The sequence below is a fragment of the Solihabitans fulvus genome (genome assembly GCF_008386585.1).
Lineage (GTDB): Bacteria > Actinomycetota > Actinomycetes > Mycobacteriales > Pseudonocardiaceae > Solihabitans > Solihabitans fulvus.
The window spans coordinates 42,750-65,095 of sequence record NZ_VUOB01000046.1 but is presented as its reverse complement, the minus strand read 5'-3'; the positions used below and the strand labels follow the sequence as shown (position 1 = coordinate 65,095).

The 22,346-nt window shown below is 72.5% G+C and carries 15 protein-coding genes and 1 riboswitch; of the genes, 8 read left to right on the top strand and 7 right to left on the bottom strand.

Features of this window, described 5'->3' with window-relative positions; genetic code table 11:
• Positions 1 to 49: 49 nt before the first annotated feature.
• The 4 genes from F0L68_RS25240 to F0L68_RS25225 all read right to left on the bottom strand — a co-directional run bounded on the left by F0L68_RS25240 (position 50) and on the right by F0L68_RS25225 (position 3,790).
• Complete coding sequence (locus tag F0L68_RS25240) at positions 50 to 622, bottom strand: hypothetical protein (RefSeq protein ID WP_223199118.1); 573 nt, start codon at positions 620 to 622, stop codon at positions 50 to 52.
• A gap of 250 nt (positions 623 to 872) precedes the next feature.
• Positions 873 to 1,091: a phosphopantetheine-binding protein gene (locus F0L68_RS25235; protein WP_149852282.1), complete on the bottom strand. Its 219-nt coding sequence runs from the start codon at positions 1,089 to 1,091 to the stop codon at positions 873 to 875.
• Positions 1,088 to 2,593, bottom strand: a complete 1,506-nt coding sequence (locus F0L68_RS25230) for an HAD-IIIC family phosphatase (protein WP_188316820.1) — start codon at positions 2,591 to 2,593, stop codon at positions 1,088 to 1,090. Before F0L68_RS25230 ends, F0L68_RS25235 begins: the two co-directional genes overlap by 4 nt.
• A 192-nt stretch (positions 2,594 to 2,785) precedes the next feature.
• Complete coding sequence (locus F0L68_RS25225; RefSeq protein WP_149852280.1) at positions 2,786 to 3,790, bottom strand: 3-oxoacyl-ACP synthase III family protein; 1,005 nt, start codon at positions 3,788 to 3,790, stop codon at positions 2,786 to 2,788.
• Positions 3,791 to 3,965: 175 nt separating this feature from the next.
• A riboswitch (ZMP/ZTP riboswitch) is annotated at positions 3,966 to 4,060 on the top strand.
• Positions 4,061 to 4,110: 50 nt separating this feature from the next.
• Between F0L68_RS25225 and F0L68_RS25220 the strand changes: the two genes are divergently transcribed.
• Positions 4,111 to 4,944 carry a bifunctional 5,10-methylenetetrahydrofolate dehydrogenase/5,10-methenyltetrahydrofolate cyclohydrolase gene (locus F0L68_RS25220; protein WP_188316824.1) on the top strand — a complete coding sequence of 278 codons (834 nt, stop codon included), beginning with the start codon at positions 4,111 to 4,113 and terminating at the stop codon, positions 4,942 to 4,944.
• 59 nt (positions 4,945 to 5,003) lie between these two features.
• Here the strand turns inward: F0L68_RS25220 and F0L68_RS25215 are convergent, their stop codons facing one another.
• The 3 genes from F0L68_RS25215 to F0L68_RS25205 form a co-directional block, all read right to left on the bottom strand.
• The gene (locus F0L68_RS25215) at positions 5,004 to 5,339 is read right to left on the bottom strand and encodes an NIPSNAP family protein (RefSeq protein ID WP_149852279.1); all 336 of its coding nucleotides are present in this window, start codon (positions 5,337 to 5,339) and stop codon (positions 5,004 to 5,006) included.
• An 83-nt stretch (positions 5,340 to 5,422) separates the two neighbouring features.
• The gene (locus tag F0L68_RS25210) at positions 5,423 to 6,274 is read right to left on the bottom strand and encodes an NADP-dependent oxidoreductase (protein ID WP_149852278.1); all 852 of its coding nucleotides are present in this window, start codon (positions 6,272 to 6,274) and stop codon (positions 5,423 to 5,425) included.
• A gap of 36 nt (positions 6,275 to 6,310) precedes the next feature.
• Positions 6,311 to 6,895, bottom strand: coding sequence for a Crp/Fnr family transcriptional regulator (locus F0L68_RS25205; RefSeq protein ID WP_188316819.1), 585 nt, complete (start codon positions 6,893 to 6,895; stop codon positions 6,311 to 6,313).
• A gap of 159 nt (positions 6,896 to 7,054) precedes the next feature.
• On the opposite strand from F0L68_RS25205, the gene F0L68_RS25200 reads away from it, so the two are divergent.
• From F0L68_RS25200 to F0L68_RS43665, 7 genes are all read left to right on the top strand, one after another.
• Positions 7,055 to 10,261, top strand: a complete 3,207-nt coding sequence (locus tag F0L68_RS25200; protein ID WP_149852276.1) for a type 2 lanthipeptide synthetase LanM family protein — start codon at positions 7,055 to 7,057, stop codon at positions 10,259 to 10,261.
• A 54-nt stretch (positions 10,262 to 10,315) separates the two neighbouring features.
• Positions 10,316 to 10,489 (top strand): hypothetical protein, encoded by a 174-nt coding sequence (locus F0L68_RS42655; protein WP_188316818.1) that lies wholly within the window; start codon positions 10,316 to 10,318, stop codon positions 10,487 to 10,489.
• A gap of 173 nt (positions 10,490 to 10,662) precedes the next feature.
• Positions 10,663 to 13,557 carry an ATP-binding protein gene (locus tag F0L68_RS25195; RefSeq protein ID WP_149852275.1) on the top strand — a complete coding sequence of 965 codons (2,895 nt, stop codon included), beginning with the start codon at positions 10,663 to 10,665 and terminating at the stop codon, positions 13,555 to 13,557.
• 115 nt (positions 13,558 to 13,672) lie between these two features.
• On the top strand, positions 13,673 to 15,265 hold the full coding sequence (locus F0L68_RS25190; RefSeq protein ID WP_223199116.1) for a carboxylesterase/lipase family protein: 1,593 nt from the start codon (positions 13,673 to 13,675) through the stop codon (positions 15,263 to 15,265).
• A gap of 172 nt (positions 15,266 to 15,437) precedes the next feature.
• Positions 15,438 to 16,721 (top strand): cytochrome P450, encoded by a 1,284-nt coding sequence (locus F0L68_RS25185; protein WP_149852273.1) that lies wholly within the window; start codon positions 15,438 to 15,440, stop codon positions 16,719 to 16,721.
• Between the two features lie 24 nt (positions 16,722 to 16,745).
• Entirely contained in the window at positions 16,746 to 17,978 is a 1,233-nt protein-coding gene (locus F0L68_RS25180) for a cytochrome P450 (RefSeq protein WP_149852272.1), read from the top strand.
• Between the two features lie 340 nt (positions 17,979 to 18,318).
• The coding region (locus F0L68_RS43665) for a type I polyketide synthase (protein ID WP_240543004.1) at positions 18,319 to 22,346 on the top strand (4,028 nt) is incomplete at its 3' end.

Genomic DNA, 22,346 nt, shown 5'->3' with positions numbered 1-22,346 from the left:
GCACTGCGGGCCGCGGCCTAGGTGACCTCGGCCGTCGCGAGTCTGGCCGCTACTTGTCGCCGGTGAGCGCGGGTCCCTCGTACAACACGGTGTCGGTGTTGTCGTAGACCCGGACTGTCAGCTCGCGCAGCTTCTCCCGCGCCTCGTCGATGACCTCCCACACCGCGGTCACCTCGTCGTGTTTCGACGCCGTTCCCGTCGCCCGCAGTTCGCTCAGTCTGCGCTCGCTCGGCAGGCCGAACGCGGTCTCGACGGCGAAGGTGTGCGCCACGACGTCGGCCGGGATCGCAGTCTCGTCGTCACCGATCAGCTCCAGCTTCACGGCGTGCGGGGCGAGTGCGCCGGTCAGGCCGGGCGACACGCTCCACACCGTGTAGGGGCGTTCGGTGAAGTCACGGCCATGCCCACCGACATGGACGTTGCAGAGGGTGCGTTGGCCCGCGCGGAGCACACAGGAGGCTTCGTCGCCGGAGTCGTTGTAGGCCAACAGTTCTCCGTCGGGAGTGTTGGCCCCGAGTCGCGCGCCCGGGTGCCATCCGGCATGGGAGATCGTCCGTGTTGACGTGCCTGCGGTCTCCGCGGCCCGATACGCCTCGACGAGGACCATGAGCTTGTCGACCATCTGTTGTGCCTGACGTTCATCCTTGGGTGGGATCACTACGCCCCGGTTCTCCTTCGCTGTCGACGGATATCGCAGAACTCAGCTCGACGGGCGGCGGACCCGCCAGTGGAGCCTGGCACACGGTCCCGTCGATCGCATCCGGGTCATCCCTGACGTCGACCCGGACAAGACCCTGAGCCCGCGCGCCGTCCGCATCGCGCCGGTGCTGCCGCCGCCCAGGGACGAGGAACCCTTGGGCGGCGGCAGCGTGTCAGTACGCCAGCGCGTGGACGTCGGCGAGGCTCTTGGCGGACAACAGCTCCACCACGTCGAACTTCCGCGCGCCCTGTCGCTCCAGGACGGTGACCAGGTGCAGCAGGTTCACCGAGTCCCAGTCGCCGAGCTGGTCGAAGGGGCGGTCGAGGTCGTCGGGGCCGTAGTCGAGGCCGAGCTCCGAGTCGAGCAGGGCGGTGAACTCGGTGCGGGTCATAGGTTTCCTCCCAGGTTGATGTGCGGCACCCCGGGCGGCAGCTCCGCGAGGTCGTGCCGGTAGTGCTCGCCAACGGCGCGGAATCCGTGCCGTGGATAGAAGTCCGCGAACCGCCGGTTGCGTGCGGTCGGCCGGTAGTCGCCCCGCACCTCGGTGATCCCGGTGTCGGCGGCGTGCGCGAGGACGGCCCGCAGGAAGGCGGTTTCCACCTGACGGTCGAACACGCGGCAGCTCAACAGCGCGTTCTCCAGGGTCAGCACGTCGCCGTCGCGGCGAGTCAGCACCGCCCCGACGAGGCCGTGCTCGCCGTGCCGGTCGCGGACCCGCACGGCGACCAGGTCGCCGAGCCGCGTGGTCACGGCCGCCTCGTCGAGCCGGATCCCGGTCAGGTTGAACTGGTTGGTGCGCTGGCTGAGCTGCGCCAGCCTGGCCGCGTGCACCGCCGTCGGCCGGAACACCTCCACCTCGGTGTCGAGGTCCGTGAGGTGTTCGGCTAGCGAGCGAGCCGTTGCCCGGTAGGCGACCGACCGCGCGCGGTCCTCCTCGGTCACCGACGGCACCGTGAACCAGCCGCCGGCGAGCAGCCTGCTGACGTGCTCGGCGGGGTCCTCGGACAGGTCGACGACGGCCACCTCGGGCAGGCTGCCGCGCACCACGGCCCGCTCGAACGGGCTGTCGTCCAGGAACACGAAGCTGTCCAGGGCGAGCCCGACGCGGTCGGCCAGTTCGACCAGGTTGCGGTCCTTGGGCTCCCAGTTCGCCAGCACGGCGACGAAGTCGGTGTCGCGCAGGGTCAGGTCCGGGTGGGTGCGCAGGGTTTCCGCCACCAGCTCGGCATCGTTCTTGCTGCACACGGCGAGCAGCACGCCCTGCGCGGCGAGCTGCCTGGCCACCCGCTGCACCTCGGTGAAGGCCAGTCCCGCTCCTGGGCCGCCGACGTCGATCCCGTCGGGGCCGTCGTCGCCGAGCACACCGCCCCACAGCGTGCCGTCCAGGTCGAGCACGAGAACCTTGCGGCCGCGCCCGGCCCGCAGCGCGGCGGCCACCTCGATCGCATACACGGCAAGGACTTCCTCGCCGAAATGCAGGTTGGCGTGCAGCCGTGTCCTGGCGTCGTCCAGCGGACCCGTGTCGGTCAGCAGGACGTCCAGGTCGATCACCGTGGTGTCGGGCCGTTCGCCGAGCCGCAGCAGCTCGATGGTGAACTCGCGCCACGCGATGCCGAGCGCGGCCCGCGACGCGTGGTCGACGAGCTGGTGCGCCAGAGCGCGGGGGAGCGGCACCGTGTTGAGGACGCGCGGCCCGGCCGGCAGGCCGGCCAGCGTCCGGCGCAGCGCCGCCCGCACGTCCTCGACCTGCCAGGGATTGGGCACGTCACGGAAGATCGTGAACGCGTCGAGCAGGTGCACGGTCGTCGCCCCGGCGGCCGCGGCCGCGCCGGTCCGCAGCAGCAGGCCGTCGCGGGCCAGCGCGACCGTGAGCGGCGCGAACAGCGGGGCCACGGTGAACTCCGCGCTGATGTGCGTCCACCGTTGGCGTGTCAGGATGTTCGGCCAGGACGTCGGCCGGGTCCAGCCGCGCCAGCCGACGTCCGACCCGCAGCTGGTCGGCCGCCGACAGCGCCGCGAGAGCGGCCGGCACGGCCGGATACTCGGCGACCAGGCGCGCCCGGTCCCAGCCGGGCAGGCCCTCGGTCACACACCCTCCAACGCGAAGCCACCCTTGATCCACTTGCTGGACTCGACGGCGATCACGGCCGCCTTCTGCCCCGGCGGCAGGCCGCCCATCAGGTCGAGCTGGAGGAACGGCAGCGCGTTGCCGGTGTTGCCGGTCTCGCCGACGCAGCTGATCTCCTTCGCGCGCGGCAGGCCAAGTTCCTCGACGATGCGGCCGGTCATCTTCACCGACAGCTGCGGCGGCAGCAGGAAGTCGACGTCGTCGGCCGTCCACTCGGTCTCGCCCAGCAGCCACTGGAGGATCTCGCCGGCCAGCACGGGAACCCGGCGCTCGATCGCCTTGTAGTCCTCGGCGATCGCGGGCTCGTCGTCCTGCTTGCCGACCGCCCCGTACCAGCGGATCTGCTGTCCCGGCTGCTGACCGAGGCCGATGAGCTGGTTGAGCACCGTTCGCACGGCCATCCCGCCGGCGACCGGCTCGGCGGTCAGCACCGCGGCCCCTGCGGCGTCGCCGAACAGCACGTAGTTGACCAACTCGCGGTTCGGCAGGTTCGTGCAGTCGAGGTCGAACCGGAGGTGCCTGGCGCACGACTCCGCGCCGAGCACGAGCCCGGCCCGATGCCCCCTGGCGATCAACATCGTGCCGAGGTCGAGCGCCTGCACCGCGCCCGCGCAGCCGGATTGCAACTGGTAGGTGGGGATGTCGTTGACTCCCAACAGATCCGCCACCCGGTTGACGGTCGCCGGCATGAGGTCGTCCGGCGTGGCCGTGGCGAGCACCAGGAAGCCGACGTCCTTGGCGGTCAGCCCGGCCCGATCCATCGCCTGCCGTGCGGCCCGCGCGCCGAGCTCGGCCATGGTGCACGTGCGGTCGCCGGTGTTGATGTCCAGGCTGAAGTGCCGGCTCCTGGTGCCGATGAACGCCCGGATCCAGCGCTCGGAGACGCCGAGCCGTGCGGCCAGGGTCGCATTGTCGACGGGTTCGCCGGGCAGCGCGGTGCCGACGGAGGCAATGCAGGTCATGGGTGTTCGATTCTTCTGGTTGGTCTCGATCGGGGATTGCGCAGAGCATGGCTGAGGGGACAGCGGCTGGGCGAGGTTTTCGGTGCGTCCTCTTGGGTATCAGTCCCCTGCGCGCGACCATCCACAATGGCGTGACGCGGAGACTTTCGGTAACGCCACCGGATCGGTTACGCTGGTGCCGAGTCGTGACTGGCGTTCAGGTGGGGCACCACCGGGGAGCGGCTTGGCCGGCGCGGAGCCGGCCGCGAGCCGCGCGCCTGGGCAGATCGGTACCCACGCCCGAGGAGCCGCACGTGCCAGAGATCACTTCCGCCCGACTGATGCTCGGTAACGGGCTCGCCAAGGACCTCGCCGCCGACACCGCGCGCCGCAGCGAGGACTTCCACCAGCGGGCCGGCCGTCGGCCCTGCCTCGCCACCGTGCTCGTCGGCGACGACCCGGCGTCCGTCACCTACGTTCGGATGAAGCAGAACCGGTGTCGCCAGGCCGGCATCGAGTCGCGGCACGTGGCGCTGCCGGACACGACGAGCACCGAGGAGCTCGTCGCCGCGCTCACCGCGCTGTCCGAGGATCCCGAGGTGGACGGCATCCTGTTGCAGCACCCCGTTCCCGCGCAGATCGACGAGCGCGCGGCGTTCGAGGCGATCGCGGCAGGCAAGGACGTCGACGGCGTCACCATGCACTCGTTCGCCGCCATGGCGTTCGGCCTGCCGGGGTACGACTCCTGCACGCCCGGCGGCATCATGCGGCTGCTCGACCACCACGGCGTCGACCCGGCTGGCCGGCACGCCGTCGTCATCGGGCGCAGCCCGATCCTCGGCAAGCCCGTCGCGATGCTGCTGCTCGCGCGCGACGCGACCGTCACCGTCTGCCACTCCAAGACCCAGGACCTGCCCGCGATCGTGCGCACGGCGGACATCGTGGTGGCGGCGGTGGGCAGGCCGGAGTTCGTCAGGGGCGACTGGCTCAAGCCCGGCGCCGTGGTGGTGGACGCCGGCTACAACGAGGGAAACGTCGGCGACGTCGCCTTCGACGAGGCGATGTCCCGCGCCGACCTGGTCACGCCGGTGCCCGGCGGGGTGGGCCCGATGACCATCTCGGTCCTGCTCGACCAGACCGTCCGCGCCGCCTTCGAGCACGCCGGACTGGGCTGACCCGACGGCACGAACGCGCGCCCCCGGCCGGGTTTCCCCGCCGGGGGCGGTCGTACTCGTCAGTACCGCTGGAGCGCCGCGACGGCCTGTTCGGACGTCTCGACCACCACGGAGTGCAGCGTCTCGATCGGGCCCACGATGGCCTCGCGGGGGCCCTGGCGCCAGGCGTCGCTGCCGTAGAACGCGTCCTCCTGCTCGCGGTGCTGCGCGAGGGAAGTGAAGGCGCGCAACAGGTACGCCTCCTCGTGGCCGTCCTCGGCGACCAGCGACGGGCCGCAGTCGACCACGCGGATGCCGGCCTCGACGAGCAGCGGCACGGCCTCCTCGCGCATGGCGCGCAGGAACGCGTCCCTGGTGCCCGGCTTCAGACGGTAGGTGCGAATCTCAAGGAACACGGCTGGCCTTCCGGTGCGGGAAACTGGCCAGACGGTAGTTCCGCGCTCCCCGGTCGATCACCGGTTGGGTGAGCCACATCACCTCACGGTTTGAGTATCACCTTGCCGCGTAGGCCGCCTGCCGCGAGCAGCCGGTGCGCCTCGGCGGCCTCGGCGAGCGGCAGCACCCTGGCCACCCTTGGCCGCAGCACGCCAGCGTCGGCCAGCCGGGACAGCTCCGCCAACCGAAGGCCGTCGGGCTCCACCAGCACCGAGACGGGCTCGATTCCCCGTGCCGGCGCGAAAACTCCACCCGCCACCCAGAACTCCGGCACCACGGTCGCGTAGCGCCCGCCGTCTCGCACGGCCGCGAACGCGGCCACCGCGGCGGCCCCGCCGATCACGTCCAGCACGCCGTCCACGGGCCCGGACGGCCGCACCTCGACACCGGCGGCCTCGGCGAGTTGCACCGCGAACCCGCCGACCGAGCCGTGCGGGCCGTTCACCAACAGCGTCCGACCGGGCGCGAGGTTCAACGCGGCCAACGCCCGCGCCGCCGTGAGGCCGGCCAGCGGGATGGCGGCCGCGTGCGCCGGGTCGAGGCCGGCGGGGGCCGGCGCCAGGTACTCGGTCGGCAGGGTGACGTACTCGGCGTACCCGCCGGCCTGGGTCCGCGAGTGCGCCGTCGCCGCGATCACCGCCGTGCCGACCGGCCAGCCCGGCGCGCCGACCTCAACCACGCCGGCCACGTCGTAGCCGGGCACCAGCGGGAAACGCACCGGCTCGCGCCACCGGTACCGCCCCTCGCACATGCCGAGATCAGCCGGGTTGACCGCGGCGGCGGTCACCCGGATCAGCGCCTCGCCGGGCCCCGGCTCGCGCACGGGCATCGTGCGGGGACGCAGGTTCTCCACGGGGCCGAACTCGTCGACCGCCGCGACACGCATGATCGTCATGCGGCGCAACGCTAGGAGCCGCCTGACGCCCTGTCGTTAACCCAGATCAACACTCCGCCGGATCCGGCTGAGCGCGACCGGCGTGACGCCGACGTAGGAGGCGATCAGCCGTTGCGTGAGCCGCGCGGCCAGCGGCGCCTGCTCGGTGACGAAGGTCCGGTAGCGGGTGGCGGCGTCGTCCAGCAGCAGTTCGCGCTGCCGACGATCCTGCCGCACGTACAGCTGTTCGGTCAGCCGCGCGACCAGGTCCCGCCAGCACGGGTGGCCCGCGCACAGCTCCCGGAACCCGTCGAACGGCGCGACCAGCAGCTCGCACGCCTCGACGGCCGCGATGGACAGCTGGGACGGCTCGTCGCGCAGGGCGGCGCGGTAGGCGCAGACCAGCTCGCCCTCCGCGCGGAACCCATGCGTCCGCTCGCGGCCGTCCGCGTCGGCGTAGTAGAGCCGCACCAGGCCGCGCGCGACGAACGCGACCTGGCTCGCGGGCTCGCCGGCCAGCGCGAGCAGCGCGCCGCGCGGCCGCGCCACCGGCCGGAACAGCCGCCGGGCCCTGGCCAGCTCGCTGTCCGGGAACTCGCCCCAGCCACGCACAGAGGTCTCGAACAGGTCGTGGGCGCTCATCCACCGGTGCAACGGCGGGCCGTCCCGCCCGCATTCCCCGCCGGAACGCTCTCGGCGCGCCACATATGCCAAATATGGGGGCGCACCCCCCATGACCGGACGGGAGGACGTGCGGCAGCCTGACCGAGGGTCGGCGGGCGTCGGTGGGAGGCGGAACACGTGGACACACCCGACGGCGCGGTGCTCGGTGCGGGCTGGTGGGCGGGTGGCCTGAACCTGACCGAGCGACGGGCGGCGGGGGCCGGATCCGTGGTGCCGCCCTGCGAGGGCGCGGCGCGCAGGTTCGCCAGGTGGCGGGCGGCACACGGGTTCGACGAGGGTGACCGGTTCGCCCGCAGGCTGGCCGCCGCCGACCTGACCGAGGCCGACCTGCTCGCGTTGCTGGCCGGGGATCCCGACACCCCGGCCGAGGCCGCGGGTGGGCCGGCCTGGGCCGCCGTCGTCGCCGACACCCTGTCGGCTCCGGTCGACAGGAACCAAGCGTCGAGCGAGGAGCCGACCTGGTTCGCCGGGTTCGCCGCCGTCGTCGAGCCGTTCGTGGCGGGGGCGCGCGACCGGCTCGCCGCGCGGTGTCGCGACCTCCGGCCCGCCGCAGGCGTGGACCTGGACGCCGTGGTCACCGGCTTCGCCGGCCAGCTCGCCAACACGCTGGTCTCGCTCGCCGCGCGCACCCTGGTGCTGGAACTCAACGTCCTGCGCGTCACCGACCGCCTCGACGGCGCGACCGCCGAGGAGCGGTTCGCCGGCTTCGTCCGACACTTCCGGCGGCCCGCGCACGCCGCCGCGCTGTGGACGGAGTACCCGGTGCTAGCGCGGCTGCTCGCCGACACCGCGACGAGCCGCACCGACGCGCGGTTCGAGCTGCTTGGCCGCTTCGACCGGGACCGCGCCGCGATCGTCCGCGACGTCCTGCACGGCGTCGACCCCGGCGCGCTGGTGGCCGTCGACACCAGCGGCGACACGCACCAGCGCGGTCGCGCGGTGGCGACGCTGCGGTTCGCCTCCGGCGCCAGGCTGGTCCACAAGCCCCGGCCGCTCGCCGTGCACCGGCACTTCAACGACGTCGTCAGCTGGCTGAACACCCGAGTCGACGGCCTGGACCTGGTGCGCCTCGCGGTCCTGGACCGGGGCGACTACGGCTGGATCCAGTTCGCCGACCACCTGCCGTGCGCGGACACCGCCGGGATCGACGCCTACTACCGGCGGCTCGGCGCGCTGCTCGCCCTGCTCTACGCGCTGGACGGCGCGGACTTCCACTACGAGAACCTGATCGCGTCCGGCGACCAGCCCGTCCTGGTCGACCTGGAGGCGCTGCTGCACCCGCAGCTGGGCTTCGGCGGCCCGGACTGGCTGGCCGAGGACCCCGCCGGCCTCGCGCTGGCGCGATCGGTCGACCGGGTCGCGCTGCTGCCTCGGCTGATCGTCGGCGAGATGGGCGCCATCGACCTGTCGGGCATGGGCGGCGACAAGGACGCGCCGATGCCGACGAAGGCCGCGGGCTGGGCCGCGGCCGGCACCGACGAGATGCGGCTGACCCGCACGGCCACCACCTTCGCAGGTGGACAGAACCGGCCGAGGATCGGCGCGGTCGACGCTGACCCAGCCGACCACCTCGACGCGCTGCTCGGCGGGTTCCGCGCCGCCTACGACGCGATGGCCGCCCACCACGGCGAGCTGATCGAGCTGGTGGCCGCGTTCGCCGAGGACGAGATCAGGGTGCTGGTCCGGGCGACCCGCACCTACGGCAGGCTGCTCACCGAGTCCACCCACCCCGACGTGCTGCGCGACGGCCTCGACCGGGACCGCATCCTGGACTTCCTGTGGGCGAGGTCGATCGACGACCCGTTGCGGGCGCGACTGGTCCGGCACGAGATCGAGGACCTGTGGGCCGGCGACGTGCCGATCTTCCTCGGCCGGCCGGGCAGCCGGGACCTGTGGACCAGCGCAGGGGTGCGGCTGCCCGACGTCCTGGACGAGCCGAGCATGGTCCGGGTCGCCCGCAAGATCAGCGAGCTGGACGGCGCGGACCGAGCCAGGCAGGAGTGGGTGATCAGGGCGGCGATGGCCAGCAGGGCGTCGGACCAGGTGCGGCTCACCGCGAGCGCGCCCGTCGGCGGCGTCGCTGCCAGCGCCCCGGACGCCGAGCGGCTGATCGACGCCGCGCGGCGCGTCGGCGCGGAGCTGCTCGCCCTCGCGCACGGCGACGCGCGCCGGGTGAACTGGCTCGGCCTCGACCTCGTCGACGAGCGGCACTGGTCGCTGCGCCCGCTGAACTTGGGGCTGTACGGCGGGTTTACCGGCGTGGCGATGTTCCTTGCCCAGCTCGGCGGGCTGACCGGCGAGGACCGCTTCACCGAGGCCGCCCGCCGGGCGATCGCGCCGATCCCGCAGATGGTCGCCGCGCTGGTCGAGCGGGACGACCGGCGCGCGGCGCCGGACCTCCAGTCTGCCGGCCTCGGCGGGCTCAGCGGGCTGGCCTACGGGCTGGTGCACCTCGCGGCACTGCTGGGCGATCCGGCCGTCGCCGAGCCCGTGCCCGCCCTGGTCGACCTGTGCCGCGAGGCGGTGGCCACCGACCTGGTGCTCGACATCGTCGGCGGCAGCGCCGGCACCCTGGCCACCATGCTCGCCGTGCACCGCGCCACCGGAGACGCCGACGCGCTGGCCACCGCGGCCGCCTGCGCGGAACGGCTGCTGTCGCTGGCGACGCCAGCGGGCGCCGGGCTCGCTTGGCGCACCAGCAGCGCGGACCGGCCGCTCGCCGGCTTCTCGCACGGCACCGCCGGCATCAGCTGGGCGTTGCTGCGCTACGCGGCCGCCAGCGGCGACCTGCGGGCGACCGCGACCGGGCTGGCCGGCTTCGACTTTGAACGCGAGTTGTACCAACGGGACGCGCGCGGCTGGCCGGACCTGCGGCGCGGCAGGGACGGCGGGTCGGCCGTGCTGCACGCCTGGTGCCACGGCGGCCCCGGCATCGGCCTGGCCCGCGTGGACGTGCTGGCGCAGCTGGGCGAGGGCGCGTCCCGCGTCGCCGTGCTCGCCGACCTCGAACTCGCCCTCGACGCCGAGCAGTCCAGGGGCCCGATGCCCAACCACTGCCTGTGCCACGGCGAACTCGGCAACCTGGAGCTGTTGTTGCGGCTGCGGCACCGCGCGGACGCGACCGCTACCCTGGTCCGGCGCACCAACTTCCTGCTGGCCGAGCTGGATCGGGGCGGGCCGAGGTGCGGCACGCCGGGCAACGTCGCCACGCCGGGCCTGTTCTGCGGACTGGCGGGAATCGGCCACGGGCTGCTCCGCCTCGCCCTGCCCGACCGGGTGCCGTCGGTGCTCCTGCTCGACCCGCCGGCCATCGAGGGCGAGTGACCAGGAGATTTCCCGCGCACACAGCACAATCGAACGGACACAAGGGGGAGAAGCATGAACGGCAGTGACATGGTTCGTTTCTGGAAGGACCCGGACCGCAGGGAGAACGGCCGCTATCCGCATCCGGCCGGGGAGATCCTGCTCGACCAGCCGGCGCTCGAGTTCTCGACCACCATCATGACCACCGACGACGCGTGCAGCGTGTCGATGCAGCCGACCGGCATGTGATCGCGACCGGCATGTGATCCCGATCGGCCGGCAGCCCGTCCGGTCGCCCGGTCATCCGGTCGTCCGGTCGTCCGCACCGGCCAATTCGATTGACCCGCACCCGATCCCGGCCCAATCCTGTTAAGACTTGGTGGACTGATAACCAAGGCGCTACGGGGAGAGGGCGCGAGGTTATGGACGTCTTGCCACACCGGGTCGAACGCGTGCCGATCGTGGGACGCGAACCGGACCTGGCACTGCTGGACGACGCGTTGGCCGACGCCGGCCGGAACCGGGGCGGCGCGGTGTTCCTCACCGGCGAGTCGGGCATCGGGAAGACCCGGCTCGCCGCCGAGGCCGAGGCGCGCGCGGCCGAGGCCGGCATGCCGGTGCTGCGCGGCCGAAGCAGCACGGTCGGCCGCGCGTCCGCGCCGTTCCGCCCGCTGGCCGAGGCGCTGTTCTCGTTGCTGCGCACGACCGGCCCGCCGGACGATCCGGAGCTGGCGCCCTACCGGCCGGTGCTGGCCGGGTTCGTGCCGGAATGGCACGAGCACGCGGTGGCCGGCGGCGAGGTCTCGCTGGTGCTGCTCGCCGAGGCGGTGCTTCGGCTGCTCGCGGTGGTCGGGCGCGGGTCCGGGTGCCTGCTGGTCCTCGACGACCTGCACAACGCCGACGCGGACACCGTGGCCGTCGTGGAGTACCTGGCCGACAACCTGCACCGGGAGCCTGTGCTGCTGGTGGCGACCTGCCGCGCGCAGGACAGCCCCGGTTACCGGCTGGCGCTGGACGCGGCCCGGCGCGGCACCGCCAGGATGCTGGCGGTGCCGAGGCTCACCGACGACCAGGTGCGTCGGCTCGCCGCGCACCACCTGGCCACCGACCGGGACGCGGTGCCTGGCGCGGTGGTCGACCTGCTCTGCCGCGACGGCGACGGCAACCCGTTCGTCGTGGCGGAACTGGTCGAACACCTGGTGGTCACCGGTGCCGTGCGGGCGACCGAGGGCGCGTGGACGGTCGTCGGCGACCTGCGACCCGAGGTGCCGGTCACCGTCGTGCGCTGCGTCGCCGACCGCGCGACGAGTCTCGGGCCGGACGCGGTCGCGGTGCTGCGCGCCGCCGCCGTGCTCGGCCAGCGGTTCCCGGTGCTGGCGGCGCAGCGGGTCGCCGGACTCGACGACACAAGCTTCGCGGCCGGGCTGCGCGCCGCGACCGTCGCTGGCCTCGTCGGCCAGGACGGCCCCCGCTGCTGCGCCTTCCGGCACGCGTTGACCGTCGAGGCGCTCCTCGCGGACCTGTTGCCGGCCGAACGCGCCGACCTGGCCCTGCTGGCCGCGGACGCCGTGCAGGACGCCGAGCCCGGCCTGTCGGGCGACCGGTGCCAGCTGGTCGCCGGGCTACGCCTGGCCGCGGGCCAGGTCACGGCCGCGGCGACGCTGTTCGCCGAGGCCGGGCGCCGCGCGATGGCCGTCGGCGCGGTCACCTCCTCGGTCGACTTCCTGCAACACGCGCTCGATCTGGCCGCCGACGCGGCCGACGACCTGCGCGCGGACATCGGGGAGGCGCTGCTGCTGGCGTTGGCCGAGGCCGGGCAGGTGGACCGGGCGTTCACGCTGCTCGCCGGGCTGTGTCACGTCGCGCCGGCCAGGCGCGCCGCCCTGCACACCCGGCTGGCCTGGGCCACCTATCTGACCGGCCGGGTGGCCGACGGGCTCGCCCAGGTCGCGACCGCCCGCGATCTGCTCGGACCGGACGCCGCCGCGGCCGACGTCGCGCCGGTGGACGCGATCGCCGCGCACCTCGTGCTGCAACTGCCGGACCCGGACCGGCTTGAGGTCGCCGAGTCGCTGGCGTTGCGGGCCGCGGACAACACCGACTCGGCCGTGGTGACGTGCCAGGCGATGCAGATCCTCGGCCTGGTGGCCCGCCGACGCGACCACGCCGAGTCGGAACGGCACTTCGAGCACATGCTGGAGGCGGCCACGACGCACGGGCTCACGCTGTGGCGGCTGCGCGCGCTGGCGAAGCTCGGCGCGAACGACATCCTGCGCAACGGCGACGACCACCGGCTCGTCGCGGCGCGACAGGAGGCGACCAGGCTCGGCGCGGTGCCGATGATGTTCGGGCTGGACACCACGCTCGCGATGCTCACGGTGCTGCGCGCGGACCACGCGGCCGCGCGGACCCTGCTCGACGCGGCGGCGCAGTGGAAGATCGGCGTGCTGCCCGGCTACCTGCCCGCGCTCAACGCCGTGCTCGCGGCGCACCGCGGCCGGCGCGCGGAGATGGAACGCCAGCTCACCGCGTTCGACGCGGAGACCGAGGAGGACTCGCACCTGCTGCCGATGGTGTGGGGCCTTGCGCGCGCGTTCTGCTCGCTGTTGGAGGAGGACAGGGGAGGCGCGCGGGCCGAGCTGCGCACGGCGCGCGAGCACGCGGAGGCCGCGCCGACGCTGTACCCCCAGTCCAGCGGGGTCGGCGTCGGCCTGCTGCTCGACGTGCTCGACGGCGCGGCGGGCTGGCCGGAGCACGACGAGGTCGCGGCGTCGTGCGACGCGCAGCTGCGGTGGAACCGGCTGTTCATCGCCTTCGCCAGGGCGGTGCTGCTCGGCCGCGCCGCACGCTTCGACGAGGCCGTCGCCACCGTCACCGCGGCCGAGGTCGTCGCCGGGCCGTATCCGCGCGCGCACCACCTCGGGCTGCGGTTGGTCGGCGAGGCCGCGCTCGCCGACGGCTGGGGCGATCCCGAGGCGTGGCTGCGCCGCGCCGAGGAACACTTCCACGACGCCGAGGTGCCGTCGGTGGCGGCGGCCTGCCGCTCGTTGCTGCGCAGGTCCGGGGTCCGCGCGCCGCAGCGTCGGCACGGCAGGCAGCTGATCCCGGCCGACCTGCGGCGGTGCGGGGTGACGGTCCGCGAGTACGAGGTGCTGACCCTGCTGGTGGACCGGCTCGGCAACCGCGCGATCGGCGAGCGGCTCTACATCTCCCCGCGCACGGTGGAGAAGCACGTGGCGAGCCTGATCACCAAGACGGGCCAGCCCGACCGCGCGGCCCTGTGCGCGCACGCCAGCGCGCAGGTCACCAGGGACTGATCCGGTGTTGGCGAAGAAACTTCGCCAACCATGTCGATCTGGCGATGCCAGGTTCGACGTATCTGTGCGGGGGAAGCATTGTCCCGCCTCGAGTCCTGCTGACGGAGGGATGACGATGGGGAAGCAGAGACGTGCGCTCCGGCTGCTGGCGGCCGCAGCCGTGGTCGGCGCCATGATCGGCTCGGCGGGTCCGGTGCTCGCGGCCGAGGACGGCGGTGGCGGTGGCGCGGTCGTGCGGACCGATGCCGGCCCGGTGCGCGGCATCGTGTCATCGGATCACCGGACGTTCCAGGGAATTCCGTTCGCCGCGCCGCCGGTCGGGGAGCTGCGTTGGCAACCGCCGCGGCCGCCGCAGCCGTGGACCGAGCCGAGGGACGCGACCGTGCCGGGCAACCGGTGCGCGCAGAGCCCCGGCGGCGGCCCGCCGAGCACCACCGAGGACTGCCTGTATCTCAACGTGACCACGCCGACCACGCAGCCACACGGCAGGCTGCGGCCGGTCATGCTGTGGGTGCACGGCGGCGGCAACAGTTACGGCTCGGCCAACGACTTCGACACCCACCGGATGGCCGTTGGCGGGGACGTCGTGGTGATCACCACCAACTACCGACTCGGCGTGTTCGGTTTCTTCGGCCACGAGAACCTCGCCGACTCCGGCGACTTCGGCCTCGAGGACCAGCAGGCCGCGCTGCGGTGGGCGCAGCGCAACGCGGCCGCGTTCGGCGGGGATCCCGGCAACGTGACGCTGTTCGGCGAGTCCGGCGGCGCGTTCGACGTCTGCGCGCAGCTCACCTCGCCGCTGTCGGCCGGGCTGTTCCAGCGGGTCATCATCGAGAGCGGCACCTGTTCGAGCAACTGGCCGCGCAACGGGGTCGTCTACGGCCTGCCGGCCAGTGCGGCGTTCGTCGACGTCGACCGCGTGCGGGACAACGGCGCGGCCCTGGCCAGGGCGCACGGGTGCGCCGGGGCCACGGCCGTGGACTGCCTGCGTCGGGTCCCGGCGGCGGACCTCGCGAACGACCCGCTGGCCGCCGGGCTGACCCCGGTCGCCTACGGGAGTGTGGCCCTGCCTGAGCGACCCGACCGCGCGCTGGCCGACGGCCGATTCCACCGTGTGCCGATACTTTCGGGCAACACTCGGGACGAGGGCAGGCTGACCGCCGCGTTCAGCCCGCAACCGTTCACCGAGGACCGTTACCGTGGACTGCTCGCGGACGCGTTCGGCGACCGGGCGCAGGAGGTCGCGGCGCGATACCCGTCGAGCGCGTTCGGCTCGCCGGGCCTCGCCTGGGGAGCGGTGCTCACCGACCGGGTGTGGGCGTGCGCGCACATGGCCGACGACCGGCAACTCGCGGCGCGGACGGCAACCTACGCCTACGAGTTCGCCGACCGGCACGCGCCGACGGGCTACTTCACGTTCCCTTCGGACATTCCGGCCGGTGCGTTCCACTCGTCGGAATTGGCGTATCTGTTCGATGTGGCCGGCTTCACGGCGGTTCTCACGCCACAGCAACAACTCCTGGCCAACCAGTTGATCGGTTACTGGACACGGTTCGCGGCGACCGGCGACCCCAACGGCCCCGGCCTGCCGGCGTGGTCGCCGATCCGCGACTCGCGGGTCCAGTCGCTCGCGCCGGGTGATGGCGGCATCCATCAGGTGAACAGTGGCGTCGAGCACGACTGCCGCTTCTGGTCGACACTGGACTGACCCAAGTGGCGGCTCGCCGCCCGCCGGACCGGTCCGGCGGGCGGCGATGCTCCCTTGTGGACGGTCCGGCTCGCGACCGTGCGCGCCTTGATGTCTTGACAGTCTTCTGACCTGCCAGGCAGGCTTGCGCCGCAATCGCGGAACGACGCAGATGTGCTGCTTTGGGGGATGAATGACCAGCGTTCAGTCCAGCGCGTCCGATCAACTTCCCGCCGCACTAGGCGGTTTCGACCTCACGGACCAGGCGCAGTTCGCCGTGGGCTTCCCGCACGAGGTCTTCGCCAGGCTCCGCGAGGAGGCTCCGGTGCTGTGGCACCCGCCGGGCAAGACGGTGGACGGCGAGGGTTTCTGGGTGCTCAGCCGGTATGCCGACCTGGTCGAGGCGTCCGACGATCCGGTGTTCTCCGCGCAGGGCGGCGGGGGCAGGGCCGGCGGCGGCACGCACATCGACGACCTGAAGGCCGGCGTGCACGCCGGAGTGCTCATCAACATGGTCGACGACCCGAGGCACGAGCTGATCAAGAATCTGGTCAGCCCGTCGGTGACCCGCCAGGTGGTCGAGTCGCGCACGCCGGAACTTCGTTCCCTGGCAAGCGATCTGGTGGACCGGGCCGTGGCGAACGGCGGATGCGACTTTCAGCCGGATGTCTCCGCGCCCTACGCCATCCAGACCATCGCGCTGCTGCTCGGCGCGCCGAGGGAGGACTGGCCGCAGCTGCTCGGGTGGGGCCAGGCCGTCGCCGGCTTCGACGACCGCTCCTCCGGCAAGGTCAACGACCAGGCGACCGCCACCGCGTACGCGATCTACGAGTACAGCAAGAAGTTGATCGCCCACAAGCGGGCGTCCCCGCCGTCCAACGACCTGATGTCCGTCATGTCGCTCCAGGACATCCCGGCTGACCAGGGCGAGAACCCGTTGTCGGAGTACGAGCGGGAGGCGTTCTTCTGCCTGCTGCTGCTCGCCGGCAGCGAGCCGCCGCGCAACGCGATGGCGGCCGGCGTGCTCGCGCTGGCGCAGCACCCCGAGCAGTGGCAGGCACTACGCGCCGACCGGTCGCTGCTGCCCGGCGCGATCGAGGAACTGCTCCGCTGGTCCTCGCCGACCCCGTACAACCGGCGCACCGCGACCAGGGACGTCACGTTCCGCGACGCGCAGATCAAGGCGGGCGACAAGGTGACGTTCTGGTGGGCCTCGGCCAACCGGGACGCCTCGGTGTTCGGCAACCCCGGCACGTTCGACATCCGGCGTTCGCCCAACCCGCACCTGGCGTTCGGCCACGGCACGCACTCCTGCCTCGGCGAGCAGCTCGCCAGGATCGAGGTCGGCCTGCTGCTCGAGGAGCTGCTGGACAAGGTGGCGGAGATCCGCGTCACCGGCGACGTGCGGTGGGCCCCAAGCAACAAGCACACGGTGACCCTGCGCATGCCGGTCGAGCTCGTGCCGGCCTCGGCCTGAACCAGAGAAACGGGACGACAGACTGTGACCGAGACGCCGGCGATCGACCCAAGCTTCTTCACGCAACTCCTGCCGTTCGACCCGTTCGACCCGGCCTTCCACGAGAACCCCTACGCGGTCTACCGGACGATCCGCGAGCGGGGATCCGTCGTCCGCACACCCATGGGCCTGCTCGCGGTGTCCGGATACGAGGAGTGCTCCTCTGTGTTGCGCAGCCGCAAGTTCGGCTGGGGCGACGGCGCTTCGGTGGCCGAGCACTTCAGCACGGCGCCGGACGGTTCGGTGGTGCGGCCCTTCATGTTCATGGACCCGCCCGAGCACACCAGGGTGCGGTCCCTGGTCGGCAAGGCGTTCGCGGCGCGGCGCGTCGACCGGCTGCGGGCCAGGGCGACCGAGATCGTCGTCGACCTCGTCGAGGCCGCGCGGACGGCGGCCGGTGACGACCCGATCGACCTGATGGCCGCCGTGGCGCACCCCGCGCCGGCCATCGCACTGAGCGAGCTGCTCGGCGTGCCGCCGGAGAACCGCGCGCGCTTCCAGGTGCTGTCCAACGACATCGCGCACGGGTTGGACCCGAGCGTCTTCCTCACGCCGGAGGAGATCGCCCGCAGGGACAACGCGAGGGCCGAGCTGAACGAGTACTTCGCCGAGCTCGTCGCGCTTCGTCGTGCCGAGCCGGCGGACGACCTGGTCAGCGAGCTGGTCGCGGCGGAGGAGGGCGGCGACCGGCTCACCGGGCACGAGCTGCTGGTGACGTGCACGCTGCTGCTCTCGGCCGGCTACGCCACCACGGTGAACCTGATCGGCAACGGCATGTTCGCGTTGCTGCGCAGGCCCGACCAGCAGGAGTGGCTGCGCGCCAACCCGGACCAGGTGCCCGGCGCGGTCGAGGAGATGTTGCGCTTCGACGCCCCGGTGCAGATGATCTCCCGCGTCGCGCTGGAGGAGGTCGAGCTTGCTGGGCTCACCGTCAACCCCGGCGAGCAGCTGATGCTCATGATCGGCGCGGCCAACCACGATCCCGCGGTGTTCGACGACCCCGACTCGCTGGTGCTGTCCAGGACGACCGGACACAACCTCGGGTTCAGCCTCGGGGCGCACTTCTGCGTCGGCGCGCCGTTCGCGCGGCTCACCGCGCAGGTCGCCGTCGGCACGCTCGCCGGGCTCGACCTCACGCTGGCGACCGACAACCCGACCAGGGTGCCCAACATCATCATGCGCGGCCTCGCCGAGCTGCCGGTCCGCGTGGCCGGCTGACGGCATCGACCGAGTCCGCCGCACGCCGGGCAAGCGTGCGGCGGATTCGGCGTGCGCGCATGATTTCCTGTTCGCGCGCAACGTCATTTCCTGTTTGATCAGGAAAGTCGAGTCGATCTTTCGGTGATCCTGCTCCCGGCGCATCAGTTATGCGGCCGATCAGGTCAACCAGTTGGGCGCAACAGCCCAATAATCTATTCAGCCGGCGGTGCGGTAGGTAAGGTTATTTTGCTGAGCGACGCTGGTCGCAACTGGGGACGACGAGCACAGCCGCTGGGGGTCTGGGATCCGTATGCCTGCTACCGCCATGAAACCGGACAGTTACGTCGCGGTCATTGGGATGTCATGTCGGATGCCCGGCGCGGCGAGCCGTGAAGCGTTCTGGGAACTCCTGCACAATGGCGACCAGATCTCGGCGACGACCTTCCCTGGCGAGCGGCTCGGCGGGCCTGGGCACGAATTGTCACCGACCGAGGTCGGCGATTCCCCGCGCGGGATCTTTCTCGATGGTGTGGACCAGTTCGACGCGGCCTTCTTCGGCATGTCACCCCGCGAGGCCGTCGCCGTCGATCCCCAACAGCGGTTGGCCCTCGAACTTTCCTGGGAAGCCCTTGAGGACGCCGGAATTCCCGCCGAACGGCTTCGCGGCAGCGGTGCCGGCGTCTTCCTCGGCTCCATCGCGGACGACTACGCGAAGCTGCAACGCGACCAGGGGATCGTCACCGAGCACAGCACGACCGGGCTGCATCGCAGCGCGCTGGCGAACCGGATCTCCTACCTGCTCGGTCTGTCCGGGCCGAGCCTCGTGGTGGACTCCGCGCAGTCGTCGTCGCTGGTCGCGGTGCATCTGGCCGTGCGGAGCCTGCGATCGGGCGAGTCCACGCTCGCCATCGCCGGCGGGGTGCAGCTCAACCTCGACCCGGCCGGGTTCACCGCCACGACGCTGTTCGGCGCGCTGTCGGAGGACGGCCGCTGCCACACCTTCGACGCGCGGGCGAATGGCTACGTTCGCGGCGAGGGCGGCGGCCTGGTCGTGTTGAAGCCGCTGCGCGCCGCGGTCGCGGACGGTGATCGGATTTATGCCGTCATTCGCGGTAGCGCGATCAACAATGACGGTTTCGGGGAGACGCTTACCACGCCGGACCGGCGCGGCCAGGAGAATGTGATCAAAGCCGCCTGCGCGGACGCGCGAGTGGCGCCAGGTGACATCCAGTACATCGAGTTGCACGGCACCGGAACCCGGCTCGGTGATCCCATTGAGGCGGCCGCTCTCGGCGCGGTCCTCGGCGCCGCCCGCAACGCCGCCGAACCGTTGCCGGTCGGCTCCGTGAAGACCAACATCGGGCACCTCGAGGGCGCGGCGGGAATTGCCGGACTCATCAAGTCCGTACTCTGTGTCAAGAGCCGCGAACTGGCACCAAGCCTGAATTTCGAGCGACCGAACCCCGATATTCCGTTGGACCGACTCAATCTTCGCGTCCAGTCGGCGGCCGGACCATGGCCCCGACCGGACGCACCGCTGCTCGCCGGCGTGAGTTCCTTCGGTATGGGCGGCACGAACTGCCACGTGATTCTCGCCGACTGGCCGACCCGCGCCGAGCCCGTCGCCCAGGGACCCGGCACCGCGCCGCGCACCGACCGTGCCCTGCCGTGGCTCGTCTCGGCACGCAGCGCCGCCGCGCTGCGCGCCCAGGCCGACCGGCTGCTCGCCCACCTCGACGCCAACCCGGACCAGGACCCGGCCGACATCGCCGGCTCGCTCGCCACCACCCGCACCGCCCTCGAGTACCGGGCGGCGGTCCTCGGCGGCGACCGGGACACCGTGCGGTCCGGCCTCGGCGCCCTGGCGCGCGGCGACCTCGCCGCGACCGTGTTGCGCGGGGTCGCCGGCCAGGGCGGGACCGCGTTCCTGTTCTCCGGCCAGGGCAGCCAACGGCTCGGCATGGGGCGCGACCTGCACGCCGCGTTCCCCGAGTACGCGCGCGCCTTCGACGCCGCCTGCGCCCGGCTGGACGTCCACTTCGGCAGCCACGTCGACGCGGGCGTGCGCGACGTCGTGTTCGCCGCGCCAGACTCACCGCTGGCCGCACTGCTCGACGAGACCGTGTTCGCCCAGGCCGCGCTGTTCGCCGTCGAGGTGGCGCTGTTCCGGCTGCTCGAACACTGCGGCATCGCGCCGGACTACCTCGTCGGCCACTCCATCGGCGAACTGGCCGCCGCGTGCGCCGCCGGCGTGCTGTCCCTCGACGACGCGTGCGCGCTGGTGGCCGCGCGCGGCCGGCTGATGCAGTCGCTGCCGCCCGGCGGCGCCATGGTGGCGGTGGAGACCGCCGAGGATGAACTCGGTGCGCTCCCGGACGGTGTGAGCCTCGCGGCTGTCAACGGTCCGACCTCGGTCGTGCTGTCCGGCGATGAGGAGGCCGTCCTCGCCGTCGCGGCGGGTTGGGCCGAGCGCGGCGCGAGGACCAGCAGGCTGCGGGTCAGCCACGCGTTCCACTCGGCCCGCATGGACGGCATGCTCGCGGAGTTCCGCCGCGTCGCCGACTCGCTGACGTTCCGGCCGCCCAGGATTCCCGTGGTGTCCAACCTGACCGGCCGGCTGGCGACCACCGAGGAGCTGACCTCGCCCGACTACTGGGTGCAGCACGTGCGCGGCACCGTCCGCTTCCGTGACGGCGTCCGCTGGCTGGCCGACCACGGCGTCGACACGTTCGTCGAGGTCGGGCCCCGCGGCGTGCTCGCCGGCATGGGCCGCGACTGCGTTTCCCCTGACACCGTGGGGAGTTCCGCGCGGGACCTGGCCTTCCTGCCGGTGCTGCGGGGCGACCAGCCGGAGCCGAGGTCGGCGCTGGCGACCCTGGCCGAACTGCACGTCCGCGGCGTCCCGGTCGACTGGGACACGCTGGTTGCCGAGCACGGCACCGCGCGCGTCCCGCTGCCGACCTACGCCTTCCAGCGGCGGCGGTACTGGATCGACCGACCCGACCCGGCGGCCGCCCGTCCCGTGCTGGAATCCCGGCCACCGCAGGACATCCTCGACGAACCGGAGGAGACCCTGCGGGACAGGCTGGTCGCGCTGCCCGCCGCCGAACGGGATCGGCTCCTGCTCGACCTGGTGTGCACGCAGGTCGCCGCAGTGCTCGGCCACGACTCGGCCGCCGCGATCGAGATCGGCTGGCCCTTCAAGGAACTCGGCTTCGACTCCTACAGCGCCGTCGACCTCCGCAACCGCCTCGCCGTCGCGACCGGCGTGCCGCTGCCGAGCAGCCTGCTGTTCGACCACCCCACGCCCACGGCCGTCGCCGAGCGACTGCGCGCCGAACTGCTGCCCGACGCGGCCCCGGTCGAGCGCGCGCCAACCCGCGTTGCCGGGGACGAGCCGATCGCCATCGTGGCGATGAGCTGCCGGCTGCCCGGCGGCGTGTCCTCGCCCGCGGACCTCTGGCGGCTGTTGATCGAGGAACGCGACGGGATCGGCCCGTTCCCCACTGACCGGGGCTGGGACCTCGACGCGCTCTACGACCCGGACCCCGACCACGCCGGCACGACCTACACCCGCGCCGGCGGATTCCTCGACGGCGCAACGGAGTTCGACCCCGCGCTGTTCGGCATCTCGCCGCGCGAGGCGCTGGCCATGGATCCGCAGCAGCGGCTGTTGCTGGAGACCTCCTGGGAGGCGTTCGAGCACGCCGGGCTCGACCTCGCCGCGCTGCGCGGCAGCCAGACCGGCGTCTTCGTCGGGGCCACCGCCCAGGAGTACGGCCCCCGCCTCCAGGACGCGTCGGACGGCCTGGAGGGCTACGCGCTCACCGGCACCACGCCGAGCGTCGCCTCCGGCCGACTCTCCTACACCTTCGGACTGGCCGGCCCCGCCGTCACCGTGGACACGGCCTGCTCGTCCTCGCTGGTCGCCCTGCACCTCGCGATGCGATCGCTGCGCGCGGGGGAGTGCGACCTCGCCCTGGCCTGCGGTGCGACCGTGCTGGCCACTCCCGGCATGTTCGTGGAGTTCAGTCGGCAGCGGGGTTTGTCGGTGGATGGGCGGTGTAAGCCGTTTGCGGCGTCGGCGGATGGCACTGGTTGGGCTGAGGGTGTTGGCGTCGTTCTTGTTGAGCGGTTGTCTGATGCTGAGCGCAATGACCATGTGGTGTTGGCGGTGTTGCGTGGTTCCGCCGTGAATCAGGATGGTGCGTCGAATGGGTTGGCTGCGCCGAATGGTCCTGCGCAGCAGCGGGTGATTCGTGCGGCGTTGGCGGGTGCTGGGTTGTCGTCGTCTGAGGTTGATGTGGTGGAGGCGCATGGGACTGGGACGACGTTGGGTGATCCGATTGAGGCGCAGGCGATTGTGGCGACTTACGGTGTGGGTCG